The 13,586-nt window shown below is 75.1% G+C and carries 20 protein-coding genes; 5 read left to right on the top strand and 15 right to left on the bottom strand.

The window, feature by feature from the left end:
- Window positions 1–10: 10 nt before the first annotated feature.
- The 4 genes from rpsI to ACI8AC_RS00955 all read right to left on the bottom strand — a co-directional run bounded on the left by rpsI (window position 11) and on the right by ACI8AC_RS00955 (window position 2,565).
- The gene (gene rpsI / locus ACI8AC_RS00970) at window positions 11–430 is read right to left on the bottom strand and encodes a 30S ribosomal protein S9 (RefSeq protein ID WP_117375652.1); all 420 of its coding nucleotides are present in this window, start codon (window positions 428–430) and stop codon (window positions 11–13) included.
- Window positions 427–870, bottom strand: coding sequence for a 50S ribosomal protein L13 (rplM, locus tag ACI8AC_RS00965; RefSeq protein WP_456894336.1), 444 nt, complete (start codon window positions 868–870; stop codon window positions 427–429). The genes rpsI and rplM overlap by 4 nt, the downstream gene beginning before the upstream one ends.
- A 181-nt stretch (window positions 871–1,051) precedes the next feature.
- On the bottom strand, window positions 1,052–1,546 hold the full coding sequence (locus tag ACI8AC_RS00960; protein ID WP_456894334.1) for a beta-class carbonic anhydrase: 495 nt from the start codon (window positions 1,544–1,546) through the stop codon (window positions 1,052–1,054).
- 41 nt (window positions 1,547–1,587) lie between these two features.
- Window positions 1,588–2,565: a PfkB family carbohydrate kinase gene (locus ACI8AC_RS00955; protein WP_456894332.1), complete on the bottom strand. Its 978-nt coding sequence runs from the start codon at window positions 2,563–2,565 to the stop codon at window positions 1,588–1,590.
- Between the two features lie 53 nt (window positions 2,566–2,618).
- Here ACI8AC_RS00955 and moeA point away from each other — a divergent pair, with 53 nt between their 5' ends.
- The 3 genes from moeA to ACI8AC_RS00940 are packed head-to-tail and all read left to right on the top strand — an operon-like array spanning window position 2,619 to window position 4,770.
- On the top strand, window positions 2,619–3,812 hold the full coding sequence (moeA, locus tag ACI8AC_RS00950; RefSeq protein ID WP_456894331.1) for a molybdopterin molybdotransferase MoeA: 1,194 nt from the start codon (window positions 2,619–2,621) through the stop codon (window positions 3,810–3,812).
- Window positions 3,809–4,282, top strand: coding sequence for a cyclic pyranopterin monophosphate synthase MoaC (gene moaC / locus ACI8AC_RS00945; RefSeq protein ID WP_456894329.1), 474 nt, complete (start codon window positions 3,809–3,811; stop codon window positions 4,280–4,282). The genes moeA and moaC overlap by 4 nt, the downstream gene beginning before the upstream one ends.
- Window positions 4,279–4,770, top strand: a complete 492-nt coding sequence (locus ACI8AC_RS00940) for a MogA/MoaB family molybdenum cofactor biosynthesis protein (protein WP_456894327.1) — start codon at window positions 4,279–4,281, stop codon at window positions 4,768–4,770. The genes moaC and ACI8AC_RS00940 overlap by 4 nt, the downstream gene beginning before the upstream one ends.
- A 141-nt stretch (window positions 4,771–4,911) precedes the next feature.
- Here ACI8AC_RS00940 and fdhD read toward each other — a convergent pair whose 3' ends face one another.
- Window positions 4,912–5,748 carry a formate dehydrogenase accessory sulfurtransferase FdhD gene (gene fdhD, locus ACI8AC_RS00935; RefSeq protein WP_456894325.1) on the bottom strand — a complete coding sequence of 279 codons (837 nt, stop codon included), beginning with the start codon at window positions 5,746–5,748 and terminating at the stop codon, window positions 4,912–4,914.
- Window positions 5,749–5,789: 41 nt separating this feature from the next.
- On the opposite strand from fdhD, the gene mobA reads away from it, so the two are divergent.
- Together mobA and ACI8AC_RS00925 are read left to right on the top strand one after the other, a co-directional pair.
- Complete coding sequence (mobA, locus tag ACI8AC_RS00930) at window positions 5,790–6,395, top strand: molybdenum cofactor guanylyltransferase (protein WP_456894323.1); 606 nt, start codon at window positions 5,790–5,792, stop codon at window positions 6,393–6,395.
- 10 nt (window positions 6,396–6,405) lie between these two features.
- Window positions 6,406–7,071 (top strand): NAD(P)-binding oxidoreductase, encoded by a 666-nt coding sequence (locus tag ACI8AC_RS00925; protein ID WP_456894321.1) that lies wholly within the window; start codon window positions 6,406–6,408, stop codon window positions 7,069–7,071.
- Between the two features lie 102 nt (window positions 7,072–7,173).
- On the opposite strand, the gene truA is transcribed toward ACI8AC_RS00925, so the two are convergent.
- From truA to map, 10 genes are all read right to left on the bottom strand, one after another.
- The gene (truA, locus tag ACI8AC_RS00920; RefSeq protein ID WP_456894663.1) at window positions 7,174–7,950 is read right to left on the bottom strand and encodes a tRNA pseudouridine(38-40) synthase TruA; all 777 of its coding nucleotides are present in this window, start codon (window positions 7,948–7,950) and stop codon (window positions 7,174–7,176) included.
- A 79-nt stretch (window positions 7,951–8,029) separates the two neighbouring features.
- A complete protein-coding gene (locus tag ACI8AC_RS00915) occupies window positions 8,030–8,413 on the bottom strand; it encodes a hypothetical protein (protein ID WP_456894319.1) in 384 nt (127 codons plus the stop codon).
- Window positions 8,410–9,057: a 50S ribosomal protein L17 gene (gene rplQ / locus ACI8AC_RS00910; RefSeq protein WP_456894317.1), complete on the bottom strand. Its 648-nt coding sequence runs from the start codon at window positions 9,055–9,057 to the stop codon at window positions 8,410–8,412. Before rplQ ends, ACI8AC_RS00915 begins: the two co-directional genes overlap by 4 nt.
- Window positions 9,058–9,239: 182 nt before the next feature.
- On the bottom strand, window positions 9,240–10,316 hold the full coding sequence (locus tag ACI8AC_RS00905; protein WP_456894315.1) for a DNA-directed RNA polymerase subunit alpha: 1,077 nt from the start codon (window positions 10,314–10,316) through the stop codon (window positions 9,240–9,242).
- A gap of 111 nt (window positions 10,317–10,427) precedes the next feature.
- Window positions 10,428–11,054: a 30S ribosomal protein S4 gene (rpsD, locus tag ACI8AC_RS00900; RefSeq protein WP_456894313.1), complete on the bottom strand. Its 627-nt coding sequence runs from the start codon at window positions 11,052–11,054 to the stop codon at window positions 10,428–10,430.
- A 35-nt stretch (window positions 11,055–11,089) separates the two neighbouring features.
- Window positions 11,090–11,497: a 30S ribosomal protein S11 gene (gene rpsK, locus ACI8AC_RS00895; protein ID WP_014377968.1), complete on the bottom strand. Its 408-nt coding sequence runs from the start codon at window positions 11,495–11,497 to the stop codon at window positions 11,090–11,092.
- Between the two features lie 100 nt (window positions 11,498–11,597).
- A complete protein-coding gene (rpsM, locus tag ACI8AC_RS00890; RefSeq protein WP_089303741.1) occupies window positions 11,598–11,978 on the bottom strand; it encodes a 30S ribosomal protein S13 in 381 nt (126 codons plus the stop codon).
- Window positions 11,979–11,993: 15 nt separating this feature from the next.
- Entirely contained in the window at window positions 11,994–12,107 is a 114-nt protein-coding gene (gene rpmJ, locus ACI8AC_RS00885; protein ID WP_012950458.1) for a 50S ribosomal protein L36, read from the bottom strand.
- A gap of 67 nt (window positions 12,108–12,174) precedes the next feature.
- Entirely contained in the window at window positions 12,175–12,396 is a 222-nt protein-coding gene (gene infA, locus ACI8AC_RS00880) for a translation initiation factor IF-1 (RefSeq protein ID WP_012950459.1), read from the bottom strand.
- A gap of 368 nt (window positions 12,397–12,764) precedes the next feature.
- Window positions 12,765–13,568 (bottom strand): type I methionyl aminopeptidase, encoded by an 804-nt coding sequence (gene map / locus ACI8AC_RS00875; RefSeq protein WP_456894310.1) that lies wholly within the window; start codon window positions 13,566–13,568, stop codon window positions 12,765–12,767.
- Between the last annotated feature and the right edge of the window lie 18 nt (window positions 13,569–13,586).

The following is a 13,586-nucleotide window of genomic DNA, read 5'->3' as shown; positions in this document are numbered from 1 at the left end:
GGCGTACCGGTCAGCGCTTCGAGTACTGAGGCGCCTTGCGGGCCTTCTTCAGGCCGTACTTCTTGCGCTCGGTGACGCGGGCGTCGCGGGTGAGGAAGCCGGCCTTCTTCAGGGCCGGGCGGTCCTCGGCGTCGACCTCGACGAGCGCCCGGGCGATGGCCAGGCGCAGCGCGCCGGCCTGCCCGCTGACGCCGCCGCCCCGGAGGATGCCGACGACGTCGTACTGCTCGGCCCGCTCGACGGTGACCAGCGGCTCGCGGATGAGCTGCTGGTGCACCTTGTTCGGGAAGTACTGCTCGATGGTGCGGCCGTTGAGGCGGAACTGGCCGGTGCCCGGCAGCAGCCGGACGCGCACGACGGCCTCCTTGCGGCGGCCGACGGTCTGCACCGGACGCCCCTCGGCGTCGGTCACGTTGAGGGCGGTCGTCACTGGGCCACCTGCTTGATCTCGAAGGGCTGGGGCTGCTGAGCGGCGTGCGGGTGCTCGGGCCCCGCGTACACCTTCAGCTTCTTGAGCATCTGCCGGCCCAGGCTGTTGTGCGGCAGCATCCCCTTGACGGCGCGCTCGATGACGCGGTCGGGGTGGGTCCGCAGCTGGTCGCCGACGGGGATGGTCTTGAGACCGCCCGGGTAGCCGGAGTGGCGGTAGGCGACCTTCTCGTCCCGCTTGGACCCGGTCAGGGCGACCTTGCCGGCGTTGACGATGACGACGAAGTCGCCGACGTCCACGTGCGGGGCGTACTGCGGCTTGTGCTTGCCGCGGAGCAGGACAGCGGTCTGGCTGGCGAGTCGACCGAGCACCACGTCGGTGGCGTCGATGACGTGCCAGGCCCGGGTGACCTCACCGGGCTTGGGCGAGTACGTGCGCACGGCGCGTCCTCCGTCGTCGTCGGGAGCGGCTGGTGGGATCGCCTCACCGAGCACGGGAGACGTGGTGCGGCCACGCGGGCACCAGCCGGCCCGCGCGCCAGCTGACGACGATACCAGCGCCCGGCCGGCGCCCCGACGGACCGCTCCGGCCGCCGGCCGCGACCCGGCGCGCGGCCGCGGCTCAGCCGTCCGCCGCGACCTGGCGCAGGCGGCCGGTGGACACGTCGTAGACGGTGCCGCAGATGTCGCGGGAGAGCAGGAACGGGCTCTCGCGCAGCAGCCGGATCGAGGTGCGCACGTCCTCGTCCACGTCGGTGAACGCCCGCGCCGGCCACGGCGGGCGGTGCCCGGTGGCCTGCTCGACCAGGTCGGCGAAGGACGCGTCGTCGGTCTTCTGCAGGCCGCAGTCCGTGTGGTGGACCAGCACGATCTCCCGCGTGCCGAGCAGGTGCTGGGAGATGGTCAGCGACCTGACGGTGTCGTCGGTGACCACGCCCCCGGCGTTGCGGATGACGTGCGCGTCGCCGACCGCGAGGCCGAGCAGGGGGAACAGCGGCATGCGGGAGTCCATGCAGGCCACCACGGCCACCCGGCGGGCCGGGCGCACCGGCAGCTCCCCGGGGAACTGCTGCGCCCACGCCTCGTTGGCCGCCAGCATCCGGTCGTACTCGGCCATGCCCGGATCTCCCTCCGTCACCCCCGACGCTGGCCCGGACACTAGCGGCGGTGGGCGCGGACCACCTCGGCGAGGCCCTCCGGTGACAGCCCCGGGCGCCCGCCGAGCCGGCGGACCGTGCTGGTCGCGGCCGCGGAAGCCGCCCAGGCGGCGTCCACGGGGGCGGCGCCACCGAGCACGGCGGCGGTGAGCGCGGCCACGTACGAGTCCCCGCCCCCCGTCGGGTCGACCGGGTCCTCGTCCAGCCGCGGGACCAACACCTCGCCGTCGGCCCAGCCGGGGTCGACCTCGATCTCCCCGGCCGCCCGCCCCGGACGGGGCCCCGCCCGCCAGGCCACCAGGTCACCGTCCGCGCCGGCACCGAAGGCCACCAGCCGTGGCCCGGCCGTCAGCAGGTCGGCGGCCAGGTCCCGCACGTCGGCGGGGCGCTCCAGCGGCCGCTGCGCCAGCAGGGCGGCCTCGTCCGCGTCGGCCCGCAGCACGTCGGCGCGGGCCAGCACGGCCGCGCGGGTCTCCCCGTCGGCGGGCGCCCCGTCGGCGACGACCAGCGTGCCGTCGGGGACGGCCGCCAGCGCGGCGCGCACCGCCGCCCCCGGCTGCTGCAGCTGCAGGCTGACCGCCGGGGCCGCGGCCAGCCGGTCGGCGACCGCGCGCACGTCGGCCGGGGTGAGCAGCACCCCGTCGGGCACGTCCTCGAGCAGCCGGCGCCGGCCGCCGTCCTCCACCACGTCCACCAGGAGCGCCGTCGTCGCCCCCGGCCGCCGCACCACCGAGGTGACGTCGAGGCCGTCGGCCGCGGCCTGCGCCAGCACCTCGGCCCCCGGCCGGTCGTCGCCGACCACCCCGACGAGCGCCACCGGGACACCGAGCTGCGCCAGCGCCACCGCCTGGTTGGCACCCTTGCCGCCGAGCAGCTCCCGCCGCTCGGCCACCGGTACCGCTCCCCCGGCCGCGGGCAGCTCGCCCACCCGCAGCACCAGGTCGCGACCGACCTGGCCCAGCACCACGACGTCCGGCACGCGACCTCCCCGTCCCGCGGTGACCCCGCTCGCGATCGGACAGGATGTGCCCCGTGCGCACCGTCGAGGAACACCAGGCCGCCGTGGCGGCGCTGCTGCCCCCGCTGCCCGGGGAGGAGGTCCCGCTCGCCGCGGCCCGCCACCGCGTCCTCGCGCGCGACGTCGTCGCCCGCGTCCCCCTGCCGGGCTTCGACAACTCGGCGATGGACGGCTACGCCGCGCGCTGGTCGGACGTCTCCTCCTGCCCGGTCCGGCTCCCGGTCGCCGACGACGTGCCGGCCGGGCGCACCGACGTCCGCCCGCTCGCGCCGGGCACCGTGCAGCGGATCATGACCGGTGCGCTGCTGCCCGAGGGCGCCGACGTGGTGGTGCCGGTGGAGCTGACCGACGGCGGCACCGACGTGGTGGAGGTCCGCGACGCCCCCGCCGCCGGCACCCACCTGCGGCACGCCGGGGAGGACATCACCGCCGGCGCCGTGGCGCTCACCGCGGGCACCGCCCTCGGCGCCGCCCAGCTCGGCCTGGCCGCCGCCGTGGGGGTGCGCACCCTCGTGGTCCGGCGCCGGCCGCGGGTGCTCGTGCTCTCGACCGGGAGCGAGCTCGTGGAGCCCGGCGAGCCGCTGCTGCCCGGCCAGGTCTACGAGTCGAACTCCACGCTGCTCGCCGCGGCCGTCACCGAGGCCGGCGGGGAGGCCCGGCGGCTGCACTTCGTGCCCGACGACGTCGAGGAGTTCCTCACCACCGTGCGCGCCGAGCTGGGCTGGGCCGACCTGCTGGTCACCAGCGGGGGGGTGAGCGCCGGGGCCTACGAGGTGGTCAAGGACGCCTTCGCGACCCTGGGCACCGTGGAGTTCGGCAAGGTGGCCATGCAGCCCGGCGGGCCGCAGGGGGCGGGCACGGTGGACGGCGTCCCCGTGGTCACCCTCCCCGGCAACCCGGTGAGCTCCTTCGTGTCCTTCGAGGTGTTCGTCCGGCCGGCCCTGCGCCGGGCGCTCGGGCACAGCTCCCCCGGCCGGCTGCGCGCACCGGCGCGGCTCACCGCGCCGCTGCGCTCCCCCGCCGGGCGGCGGCAGTTCCTCCGCGGCCGCTACGAGGCCGGGGACGTCTCGCAGGTGGGCGGCCCCGGCTCGCACCTGGTGGCGCACCTCGCGCGCGCCAACTGCCTGGTCGTCGTCCCCGAGGACGTCACCGAGCTGCCGGCCGGCGCCTCGGTCGACGTCGTCCTGATCGAAGGAGCCCTCCAGTGACCGGACCCCGGCTGACCCACGTCGACGAGGCCGGCGCCGCCCGCATGGTCGACGTCAGCGCCAAGGCCGTCACCGCCCGCGAGGCGACCGCCGCCGGCCGGGTGCTGTGCAGCCCCGAGGTGGTCGCCCTGCTGCGCGGCGAGGGCGTCCCGAAGGGCGATGCGGTCGCAGTCGCCCGCATCGCCGGCATCGCCGGGGCCAAGCGGACGCCGGACCTGGTGCCCCTGTGCCACCCCATCGCCCTGCACGGGGTCACCGTGGACCTCGAGGTGACCGACGAGGGGGTCGAGATCACCGCCACCGCCCGGACCGCGGACCGCACCGGGGTGGAGATGGAGGCGCTGACCTCGGTCGCCGTGGCCGGGCTGACGATGATCGACATGGTGAAGGCGGTGGACCCGCGGGCCTCGGTCACCGACGTCCGGTTGCTGGCCAAGTCCGGCGGCAAGAGCGGGGAGTGGCGGCGGTGAGCGAGCTCCCCCCCGACGCCCGGGCGGTCGTGGTCACCGCCTCCAACCGGGCCTCGGCCGGCGTCTACGAGGACCGCAGCGGCCGTGCGCTCGCCGAGGGCCTGCGGGAGCTCGGCTTCACCGTGGAGGGCCCGCACGTGCGCCCGGACGACGTCGCGGCGCTCACCGCGGTGCTGCGCGAAGCGGTCGGCTCCGGGGCGGACGTCGTCCTCACCACCGGCGGCACCGGGCTCTCCCCCACCGACGTGACGCCGGAGGCCACCCGCGCCGTCCTCGAGCGGGAGGCACCGGGGATCGCCGAGGCCGTCCGCCGGTACGGCGAGGGGAAGGTGCCGACCTCGGTGCTCTCCCGTGGCACCGCCGGGACCGCCGGACGCACCCTGGTGGTCAACCTGCCCGGCTCGACGGGCGGGGTGCGCGACGGGCTGGCGGTGCTCGGCCCCCTGCTGCCGCACGTGGTCAGCCAGCTCCGCGGCGGCGACCACTGAGCACACTGTCGGCCTGCCGGCCTCCGACCGCGGCCAGGCAGCGTCCCCACCTGAGCTGAGCCCCGGACCCCGAGCCTCGTCGGGGAGCCTTCCGGCCCCCGCTCCTCACCCCGACCGCGGCCACGGGTGGGTGGGAGCTTGCTATGCCCCGTCGGGCAGCAGGATGCGGTCGGTGCGGGTGTAGACGTTGCAGCCGTCGCCCCGGAGGAAGCCGACCAGGGTGATCCCGACGTCGGCGGCCAGCTCCACGGCGAGGGACGACGGCGCCGAGACGGCCGCCAGCACCGGGATGCCGGCCATCGCAGCCTTCTGCGTCAGCTCGAAGCTCGCCCGCCCGCTGACCATGAGCACGTGCCCGACCAGCGGCACCCGCCCGCCGCGGACCGCGTCACCGACGACCTTGTCCACGGCGTTGTGCCGGCCGACGTCCTCGCGCAGCGCCACCAGCTCCCCGTCCGCCGTGAACAGCCCCGCCGCGTGCAGGCCCCCGGTCTTGGCGAACACCTGCTGGGCCGCGCGCAGCCGGTCCGGCAGGGCCAGCAGCGTGTCGAGGGGCACCGCGACCGCGTCGCCGGCCACGTCGTGGCGGGTGCGGGTGCGGATGGCGTCGATGGAGGCCTTGCCGCAGACCCCGCACGAGCTCGACGTGTAGAAGTTCCGGTCCAGCGCGGTGTCCGGGGCCTCCACGCCGGGGGCGAGGTCCACGTCGACGACGTTGTAGGTGTTGCGCCCGTCGGCGTCCACCGAGTCGCAGTAGCGCAGCGCGGCGACGTCGTCCGCCGACCCGATGACGCCCTCGGTGGCGAGGAAGCCGTGCACGAGGTCGAAGTCGTCCCCGGGCGTGCGCATGGTCACCGCGAGCGGCGTCCCGGCCAGCCGGATCTCCAGCGGCTCCTCGGCGGCCACCGTGTCCGGTCGGGTGGTGTGCGACCCGCCGCGGATGCGGAGCACGGGTGTCCGGCTGGTGACTCGTCCCACGGGAGGCGACGGTACCCACGCCGGCGGCCTACGGTCCTCGCATGGTCCTGCCGCCCTACGCCGCGGTCGTGCTGGCCGGCGGACGCGCGGCGCGGATGGGGGGCCGGGCGAAGCCGCAGCTGGAGGTCGGCGGCCGGCCCATGCTCGCCACCGTGCTGGCCGCCGTCGCGGACGCCGACCCGCGGGTGGTCGTCGGACCGCCCCAGCCCGTGCCCCCCGGCGTGGTGGTGGTCCGGGAGGACCCGCCCCGCGGCGGGCCGGTGGCCGCGATGCGGGCCGGGCTGGCCGTCGTGGACACCGAGGTGGTGGCGCTGCTCGCCGGTGACCTCCCCTTCGTCACGGCCGGGCTGGTGCGCGCGCTGCGCGAGCGGCTGACCGGCGACGGCGTCCTCGTCGTCGACGACACCGGCCGCGACCAGCTGCTCCTCGGGGTCTGGCGCACCGCGGCGCTGAGGGCGGCGCTGGCCGGGGTCAGCGGCCCGACGTCGGTCCGCCGGGTGCTCGCCGAGCTGGCCGTCCGGCGGCTGCGCCCGCAGGTGCCCGAGGGCCAGCCGCCGCCGTGGACCGACTGCGACACCCCGGCCGAGCTCGAGCGGGCCCGCGCGGCCGCCGAGCGCGCCCGGGTGGGGCGGCGCCGCCGCGGGTAGGCCCCCGCGCATGCGCATCGTGATCGCCGGGGCCCACGGCCAGGTCGCCCGCCGCCTCGGCCGCCTGCTCTCCGCCCGCGGGGACACCGTCCTCGGCATCGTCCGCAACCCCGACCACCGGGCCGACCTGGAGTCCGACGGCGTGCAGCCGGTGGTGCTCGACCTCGAGCAGGTCTCCGCCGAGGAGGTCGCCGAGGTGGTGCGCGGCGCGGATGCGGTGGTGTTCGCCGCCGGCGCTGGGCCCGGCAGCGGGGCACCGCGCAAGGACACCGTCGACCGCGGCGCCGCCGTCCTCCTCGCCGACGCCGCCGAACGGGCCGGCGTCCGCACCTACCTGCTGGTGAGCTCCATGGGCGTGGAGCGCGTGGCCGGGGGCGGGGCACCCGCGGACGCCGACGAGGTCTTCACCGCCTACCTGCGGGCCAAGCTGGCCGCCGAGACCGATCTGCTGGCCCGGCCCGCCCTGGCCGTCACCGTCGTCCGCCCGGGCGGGCTCACCGACGACCCGGGCACCGGGAGGGTGCGGCTCGGCCACGGCATCGACTTCGGCCAGGTGCCGCGGGACGACGTGGCCGCGGTGCTGCTCGCCCTGCTGGACGCCCCGCGGGACGGCGCGGTCGTGGAGCTGGTCGGCGGCGACACCCCGGTCGCCGAGGCGGTCGCGGCGACGCCGTAGCCGCTCGAGGTCGCGCGCGCCGGCCGCACCGACAGCGAGCCGGGCAGCCACCGGGCAGCCGACGACGCCTCGCCGGCCTCGCCCACCGGCTCGACCGCCCGGTCAGCAGCGGCGGGCGCGCGTGACCTGTGCCCGGGCGGCGAGCGCGTCGTCCGCCGGGTAGTCGACCCGCACCAGCGTCAGCCCGCGCGCGGGCGCGACGGGCACCTCCCCGGAGCGCTCGGTGCGGCCGAGCAGCGCCGCGGGCCACCCGACCGGCCGACGCCCCTCACCCACGACCAGCAGGGCGCCGACCAGGCTGCGCACCATCGAGTGGCAGAACGCGTCCGCCGATGCCGAGACGGTGACCAGGTCCCCGTCGCGGGCCACGTCGAGCGCCTGGAGGGCGCGCACGGTGGTGGCGCCCTCGCGGCGTCGGCAGAACGCGGCGAAGTCGTGCTCGCCCAGCAGCAGCCGCGCCGCGGACGCCATGGCAGCGGTGTCGACGGGGCGCGGCCACGGGGTGGTGTCCGCCCGGCGCAGCGGGGGCGCCCCCCAGAGGGCGTCGGTGAGCCGGTACACGTAGTGGCGGGCGAGCGCCCCGAAGCGCGCGTCGAAGTCGGGCGGCGCCGCACCGACCGCGGTCACGGCGACGTCGGGGGCGAGCACGCCGCGCAGCCGCCGCAGCAGCCTGTCCCGCTGCTGCTCCCACACGTCGCGGGGGACGTCGCAGTGCGCCACCTGACCGGTGGCGTGCACGCCGGCGTCCGTGCGCCCGGCCACGGTGAGCTCCACCGGGCGACGCAGCACGGTGGACAGCGCCCCCTCGAGATCCGCCTGCACGGTGCGCTGGCCGGGCTGGCGGGCCCAACCGTGCAGCGCCGTCCCGTCGTAGGCGATCGAGAGGCGGAGACGGACGAGCCCGCCCCCGGGGTCGGGGGCGGGCTCGTCGGCGTGCTGTGCGGCGGTCAGCGACCGCTCACCGGGGGTCGGGCGCGGCGTCGCCGCCCTCGTAGAGGGTGCCGGAGGTGGCGGCGTCCGAGAGCTCGGCGGCCTCGACCTCGGCCGCGGCGGCCCGGGCCACCTCGGGCGAGAGCGCCGGGTCGTCGACGACCGCGGCGTTCTCGCGCTGCGGCTCCGGCGTGACGTCGCCGTCGTCCTGGCGCTCGTCGTCGGGGTTGAAGACGTCGGTGACGGTCTCCTGGGCCTCGGGGTCGACGTCGCCTGCGGTGACGGCCGGGGAGGTGTCGCCGCCAGGGCCGGTGGTCTCGCCCTCGAAGGTCGCGCCCTGGTCCCCGCCGCTCGCGGGGACGCCCGCGGCGCCGGCGTTGCCGCCCGTGCCGGGGGTCTCCGGGCCACTCACCGCGCGTCCCCCTGGTCCGCGGCGTCGGCCGGCGCCGCGGCGTCCGTCGCGTCGACGTCGTCCGGGGTGGCGGGGCTGGCGTTGCTGCCGGCCTCGGCCGTCTCGTCCGGGCTGTCGACGGAGTCGGCGGAATCCGCCGACTCGGCGCTGTCGGCGGAGTCGGCGCTCTCGGCCGACTCGAGCGCGTCGGCGGTGACCTCGCCCGCGGCCGCGGCGGAACCGGCGCCGGAGGCGAACCGGGTGCCCCGGGCACGCTCGGCCTCACCGACGGCCTGCTGCGCCACGGTCAGCGCCTCGACGAGCTCGATCACCGCCATGGGGGCGTTGTCGCCCTTGCGCGGCCCGACCTTGGTGATGCGCGTGTAGCCGCCGGGACGGGTCTCGTAGCGCGGCCCGATCTCGGCGAACAGCGTGTGGACGACGTCCTTGTCGCGGATGACCGCCATGACCTGCCGCCGGGCGTGCAGGTCACCGCGCTTGGCGAAGGTCACCAGCTTCTCGGCGAAGGGGCGCAGCCGCTTCGCCTTGGCCTCGGTGGTGGTGATCCGCCCGTGCTCGAACAGCGAGGTGGCCAGGTTGGCCAGCATCAGCCGCTCGTGCGAGGGGGACCCGCCGAGACGGGGGCCCTTGGTGGGGGTGGGCATGTCGGTCCTTCCTCAGGCGGCCGGGCGGTGGGTGCCGGGCTGCATCGTGCAAGCGGTCGTGCGGGGTGGTCGTCCGTCGAGCGCGGGTGCCGGTCGTGCTGCGGCCCCCAAGTGTGGCTGTCCGGACGACGGTGCCGGACGGCGGGTCTCCCCGCCGCCCGGCCCCGGACAGCACCGGTGGATCAGAGCTGCTCGGTCTCCTGGTAGGAGCCCTCGCCGTACTCGCCCCCGCCGTACTGGCCGCCGTACTCGGCGGCACCGTGGTACGCGTCGGTCTCGTAGCCCTCGTCGTAGCTCTCGACCGAGGTCGGGATGAACCCGGGCGGGCTGTCCTTGAGCGCCAGGCCCATCGCCGCGAGCTTCATCTTGACCTCGTCGATCGACTTGGCCCCGAAGTTGCGGATGTCGAGCAGGTCGGCCTCCGAGCGGGTGACCAGCTCGCCGACGGTGTGCACGCCCTCGCGCTTGAGGCAGTTGTAGGACCGGACGGTGAGGTCCATGTCCTCGATCGGCATCGAGAAGTTGGCGATGTCGGCTGCCTCGGCCGGGCTGGGCCCGACCTCGATGCCCTCGGCGTCCACGTTGAGCTCCCGCAGCAGGCCGAACAGCTCGACCAGGGTGGAGCCGGCGGAGGCGATCGCGTCGCGCGGGGCGATCGACGGCTTGGTCTCGACGTCGACGACCAGGCGGTCGAAGTCGGTGCGCTGCTCGACACGGGTGGCCTCGACGGCGTAGGTCACCTTGAGGACCGGCGAGTAGATCGAGTCGACCGGGATGCGGCCGATCTCCTGGCCGGGCTGCTTGTTCTGCGGCGCCGGCACGTAGCCGCGGCCCCGCTCGACGACCAGCTCGATCTCCAGGCGGCCCTTCCCGTTGAGGGTCGCGATGTGCAGCTCCGGGTTGTGCACCTCGACACCGGCCGGCGGGGCGATGTCCGCCGCCGTCACCTCACCGGGGCCCTGCTTGCGCAGGTACATGGTCACCGGCTCGTCGGAGTCGGAGCTGACGACCAGGCCCTTGAGGTTGAGGATGATCTCGGTGACGTCCTCCTTGACCCCCGGCACGGTGGTGAACTCGTGCAGGGTGCCCTCGATGCGGATGCTGGTGACCGCCGCACCGGGGATGGACGACAGCAGCGTGCGCCGCAGCGAGTTGCCGAGCGTGTAGCCGAAACCGGGCTCGAGCGGCTCGATGACGAACCGCGAGCGGTGCTCGGAGATGGTCTCCTCGGTCAGCGTGGGGCGCTGTGCGATGAGCATGGGTGTTCTCCTCGGGGTCCTCCGGCGCCCGCCATATGACGCCGTGAGGGGGGTGGTGCAGGCCCCGGCGGACATCGGTCCGCCCGCCGGGGCCGGTGGTGCAGCGAGCCCTTACTTGGAGTAGAGCTCGACGATCAGCTGCTCCTGGACCGGGGTGTCGATCACCTGGCGGGCCGGGACGCTGTGGACCAGCACGCGCAGCTGGGAGCTGATGACCTCCAGCCACGGCGGGACCGGCCGCTCACCGGCGCGGGCCTGGGCGACCTCGAAGGGCATCATCCGGCGCGACTTCTCCGCGACCTCGATGATGTCGTTCGCGACGACCCGGTAGGACGGGATGTCGACCTTGCGGCCGTTGACCCGGATGTGGCCGTGGCGCACCAGCTGGCGGGCCATGTCGCGGGACTCGGCGAAGCCGGCCCGGTAGACGACGTTGTCCAGCCGCGACTCGAGGATCTGCAGCAGGACCTCACCGGTCTTGCCGGACTTCTTGTTGGCCTCTTCGTAGTAGCCGCGGAACTGCTTCTCCAGCACGCCGTAGATCCGGCGGGCCTTCTGCTTCTCGCGCAGCTGCAGCAGGTACTCGCTGTCCTTGCTGCGGCCCCGGCCGTGCTCGCCCGGCGGGTAGGGCCGGATCTCGATCGGGCACTTCGGGGACTCGCACTTGCTGCCCTTGAGGAACAGCTTCATCTTCTCGCGCCGGCACATGCGGCAGTCGGCTCCGGTGTAACGGGCCACGTCAGGTACTCCTCGTTCGTCTCGTCAGTGGCCGGTCAGACCCGGCGGCGCTTCTTGGGGCGGCAGCCGTTGTGCGGCTGCGGCGTCACGTCCTGGATCTGACCCACCTCGAGGCCGGTGGCCTGCAGGGAGCGGATCGCGGTCTCCCGGCCCGAGCCGGGGCCCTTCACGAAGACGTCGACCTTGCGCATGCCGTGCTCCTGCGCCTTGCGCGCGGCGTTCTCGGCGGCCATCTGCGCGGCGAACGGCGTGGACTTGCGGGAGCCCTTGAAGCCGACGTGGCCGGCGGAGGCCCAGCTGATCACGTTCCCGTTGGGGTCGGTGATCGACACGATCGTGTTGTTGAACGTGCTCTTGATGTGCGCGGCGCCGTGGGCGACGTTCTTCTTCTCCTTGCGGCGGACCTTCTTGGCGCCGGCCGCGGCACGAGCCCTGGGAGGCATGTCTCTCCGGTTTCCTTCTGTCAGTGGCCAGATGCTGCACGCACGTCGCGCGCCGTCGCCCCCGCCCTCCCGGGTCGCTGCGACGGCGCGCGATCGGCGCCTACTTCTTGCCGGCCTTCTTCTTGCCGGCGATGGTCTTGCGCGGGCCCTTGCTGGAGCGCGCGTTCGTGCGGGTGCGCTGCCCGTGCACCGGGAGGCCGCGGCGGTGCCGCAGGCCCTGGTAGCAGCCGATCTCCACCTTGCGGCGGATGTCGGCGGCCACCTCGCGGCGCAGGTCACCCTCGACGCGGAAGTGCTCGTCGATGTAGTCGCGCAGCTTCAGCAGGTCCTCGTCGCTGAGGTCCCGGGCGCGCAGGTCGGGGCTGACGCCCGTCGCGGCCAGGGTCTCCTTGGCGTGGGCCTTGCCGATGCCGTAGATGTAGGTGAGCGCGATCTCCATCCGCTTCTCGCGGGGCAGGTCGACGCCGGCCAGTCGTGCCATGTCTCAGGTACTCCCTCAGCCCTGCCGCTGCTTGTGGCGGGCGTTGTCGCAGATGACCATGACCCGGCCGTGCCGGCGGATCACCTTGCACTTGTCGCAGATCTTCTTCACCGACGGCTGGACCTTCACCGGTGCCGCCCCTCATTCCTGTGCTCGTGCGCCGAGCGCGTCGTCGTCGGAGGACGCGCCGCAGCGGTTACTTGTAGCGGTAGACGATGCGACCGCGGGTCAGGTCGTAGGGCGAGAGCTCCACGACCACGCGGTCCTCGGGCAGGATGCGGATGTAGTGCTGGCGCATCTTGCCGCTGATGTGGGCGAGCACCCGGTGCCCGTTCTGCAGCTCGACCCGGAACATCGCGTTGGGCAGCGGCTCGACGACGCGACCCTCGACCTCGATGGCCCCGTCCTTCTTCGCCATGCCCGACACGGCCTCCCTGTCTCGGTGGTGCTGGTGGGACCCCTGCGCCCACGCCGGGGCCGGCGGGTGCGCGGAGGTGTGTTCGAACGGGTGGTGCAAGGCGCTCCCGCAGAGGGCGCCCCGTGCCGCGCGGCCACAGCACGACAACAGGACGGCGTTAGCGCCGTCGGCCACTGTACCCCGCTCCGGCGCGCCTCTCCAACCCGGGCGGCTGTGATCCACCAGGGTGGAACGCCGGCCCGCCGAGAGCCCGGTGCCGACCGGGACGGCGCGTCGCGGGGACCCGCGCCGAGCCGGTGAGGTGCTGCGACGGCCCCGCTGCAGGGACCCGCCGCGAGCGTGCGAGCGGTGGGGGCAGCGGGGTCCTTTCAGGTGCGGGGCGTGATCCCGAAGGGGGCCAACCCCGCGACGCCGCCGTCCTCGGCCGTGAGGACCCAGGGCCCCTCGGGCGTGACGGCGACGGTGTGCTCGAAGTGGGCCGCCCGCGACCCGTCCTTGGTGACGACGGTCCAGCCGTCGTCGAGCTCCTCGGTGGCCGGGTCGCCCACGGTCACCATGGGCTCGATGGCCAGGGCCAGACCGGGGACCAGGCGCGGCCCCCGACCGGGACGGCCGTAGTTCAGCACGTGCGGGTCCTGGTGCATCTCGGTGCCGATGCCGTGCCCGCCGTAGTGGTCGACGATCCCGTAGGGGTGCCGTTCGGCCACGATGACCTCTTCGACGGCGTGGCTGATGTCGGTCAGCCGGCCGCCGGCGACGGCCTTGGCCAGGCCGGCCCACATCGACCGCTCGGTGACGTCCATGAGGGCGGCGTCCTCGGCCGACGGCTCCCCCACGGTGACGGTGACGGCGGAGTCGCCGTGCCAGCCGTGCAGGATGGCGCCGCAGTCGATCGAGACGTTGTCCCCCTGCGCGAGCACCCGGTCCGGGCGCGGGATGCCGTGGACGATCTCGTCGTTGATCGAGGCGCAGATGCTGCCGGTGAAGCCGTGGTAGCCGAGGAACGACGGGACGGCGCCGGCGGTGCGGATGTGGTCCTCGGCGATGGCGTCCAGCTCACCGGTGGTCACGCCGGGGCGGATGGCGGCGCGGACCGCCGCGATGGCACCGGCCACCACCAGGCCCGCCCCGCGCATGAGCTCCAGCTCGTGCGGTGTCTTGATCTGGATCATGCGTCCACTCCACTTCGC

Source organism: Geodermatophilus sp. SYSU D00758 (assembly GCF_054049955.1).
The sequence above is the reverse complement of the archived record's forward strand: the minus strand, read 5'-3'. Positions and strand labels throughout refer to the sequence as shown.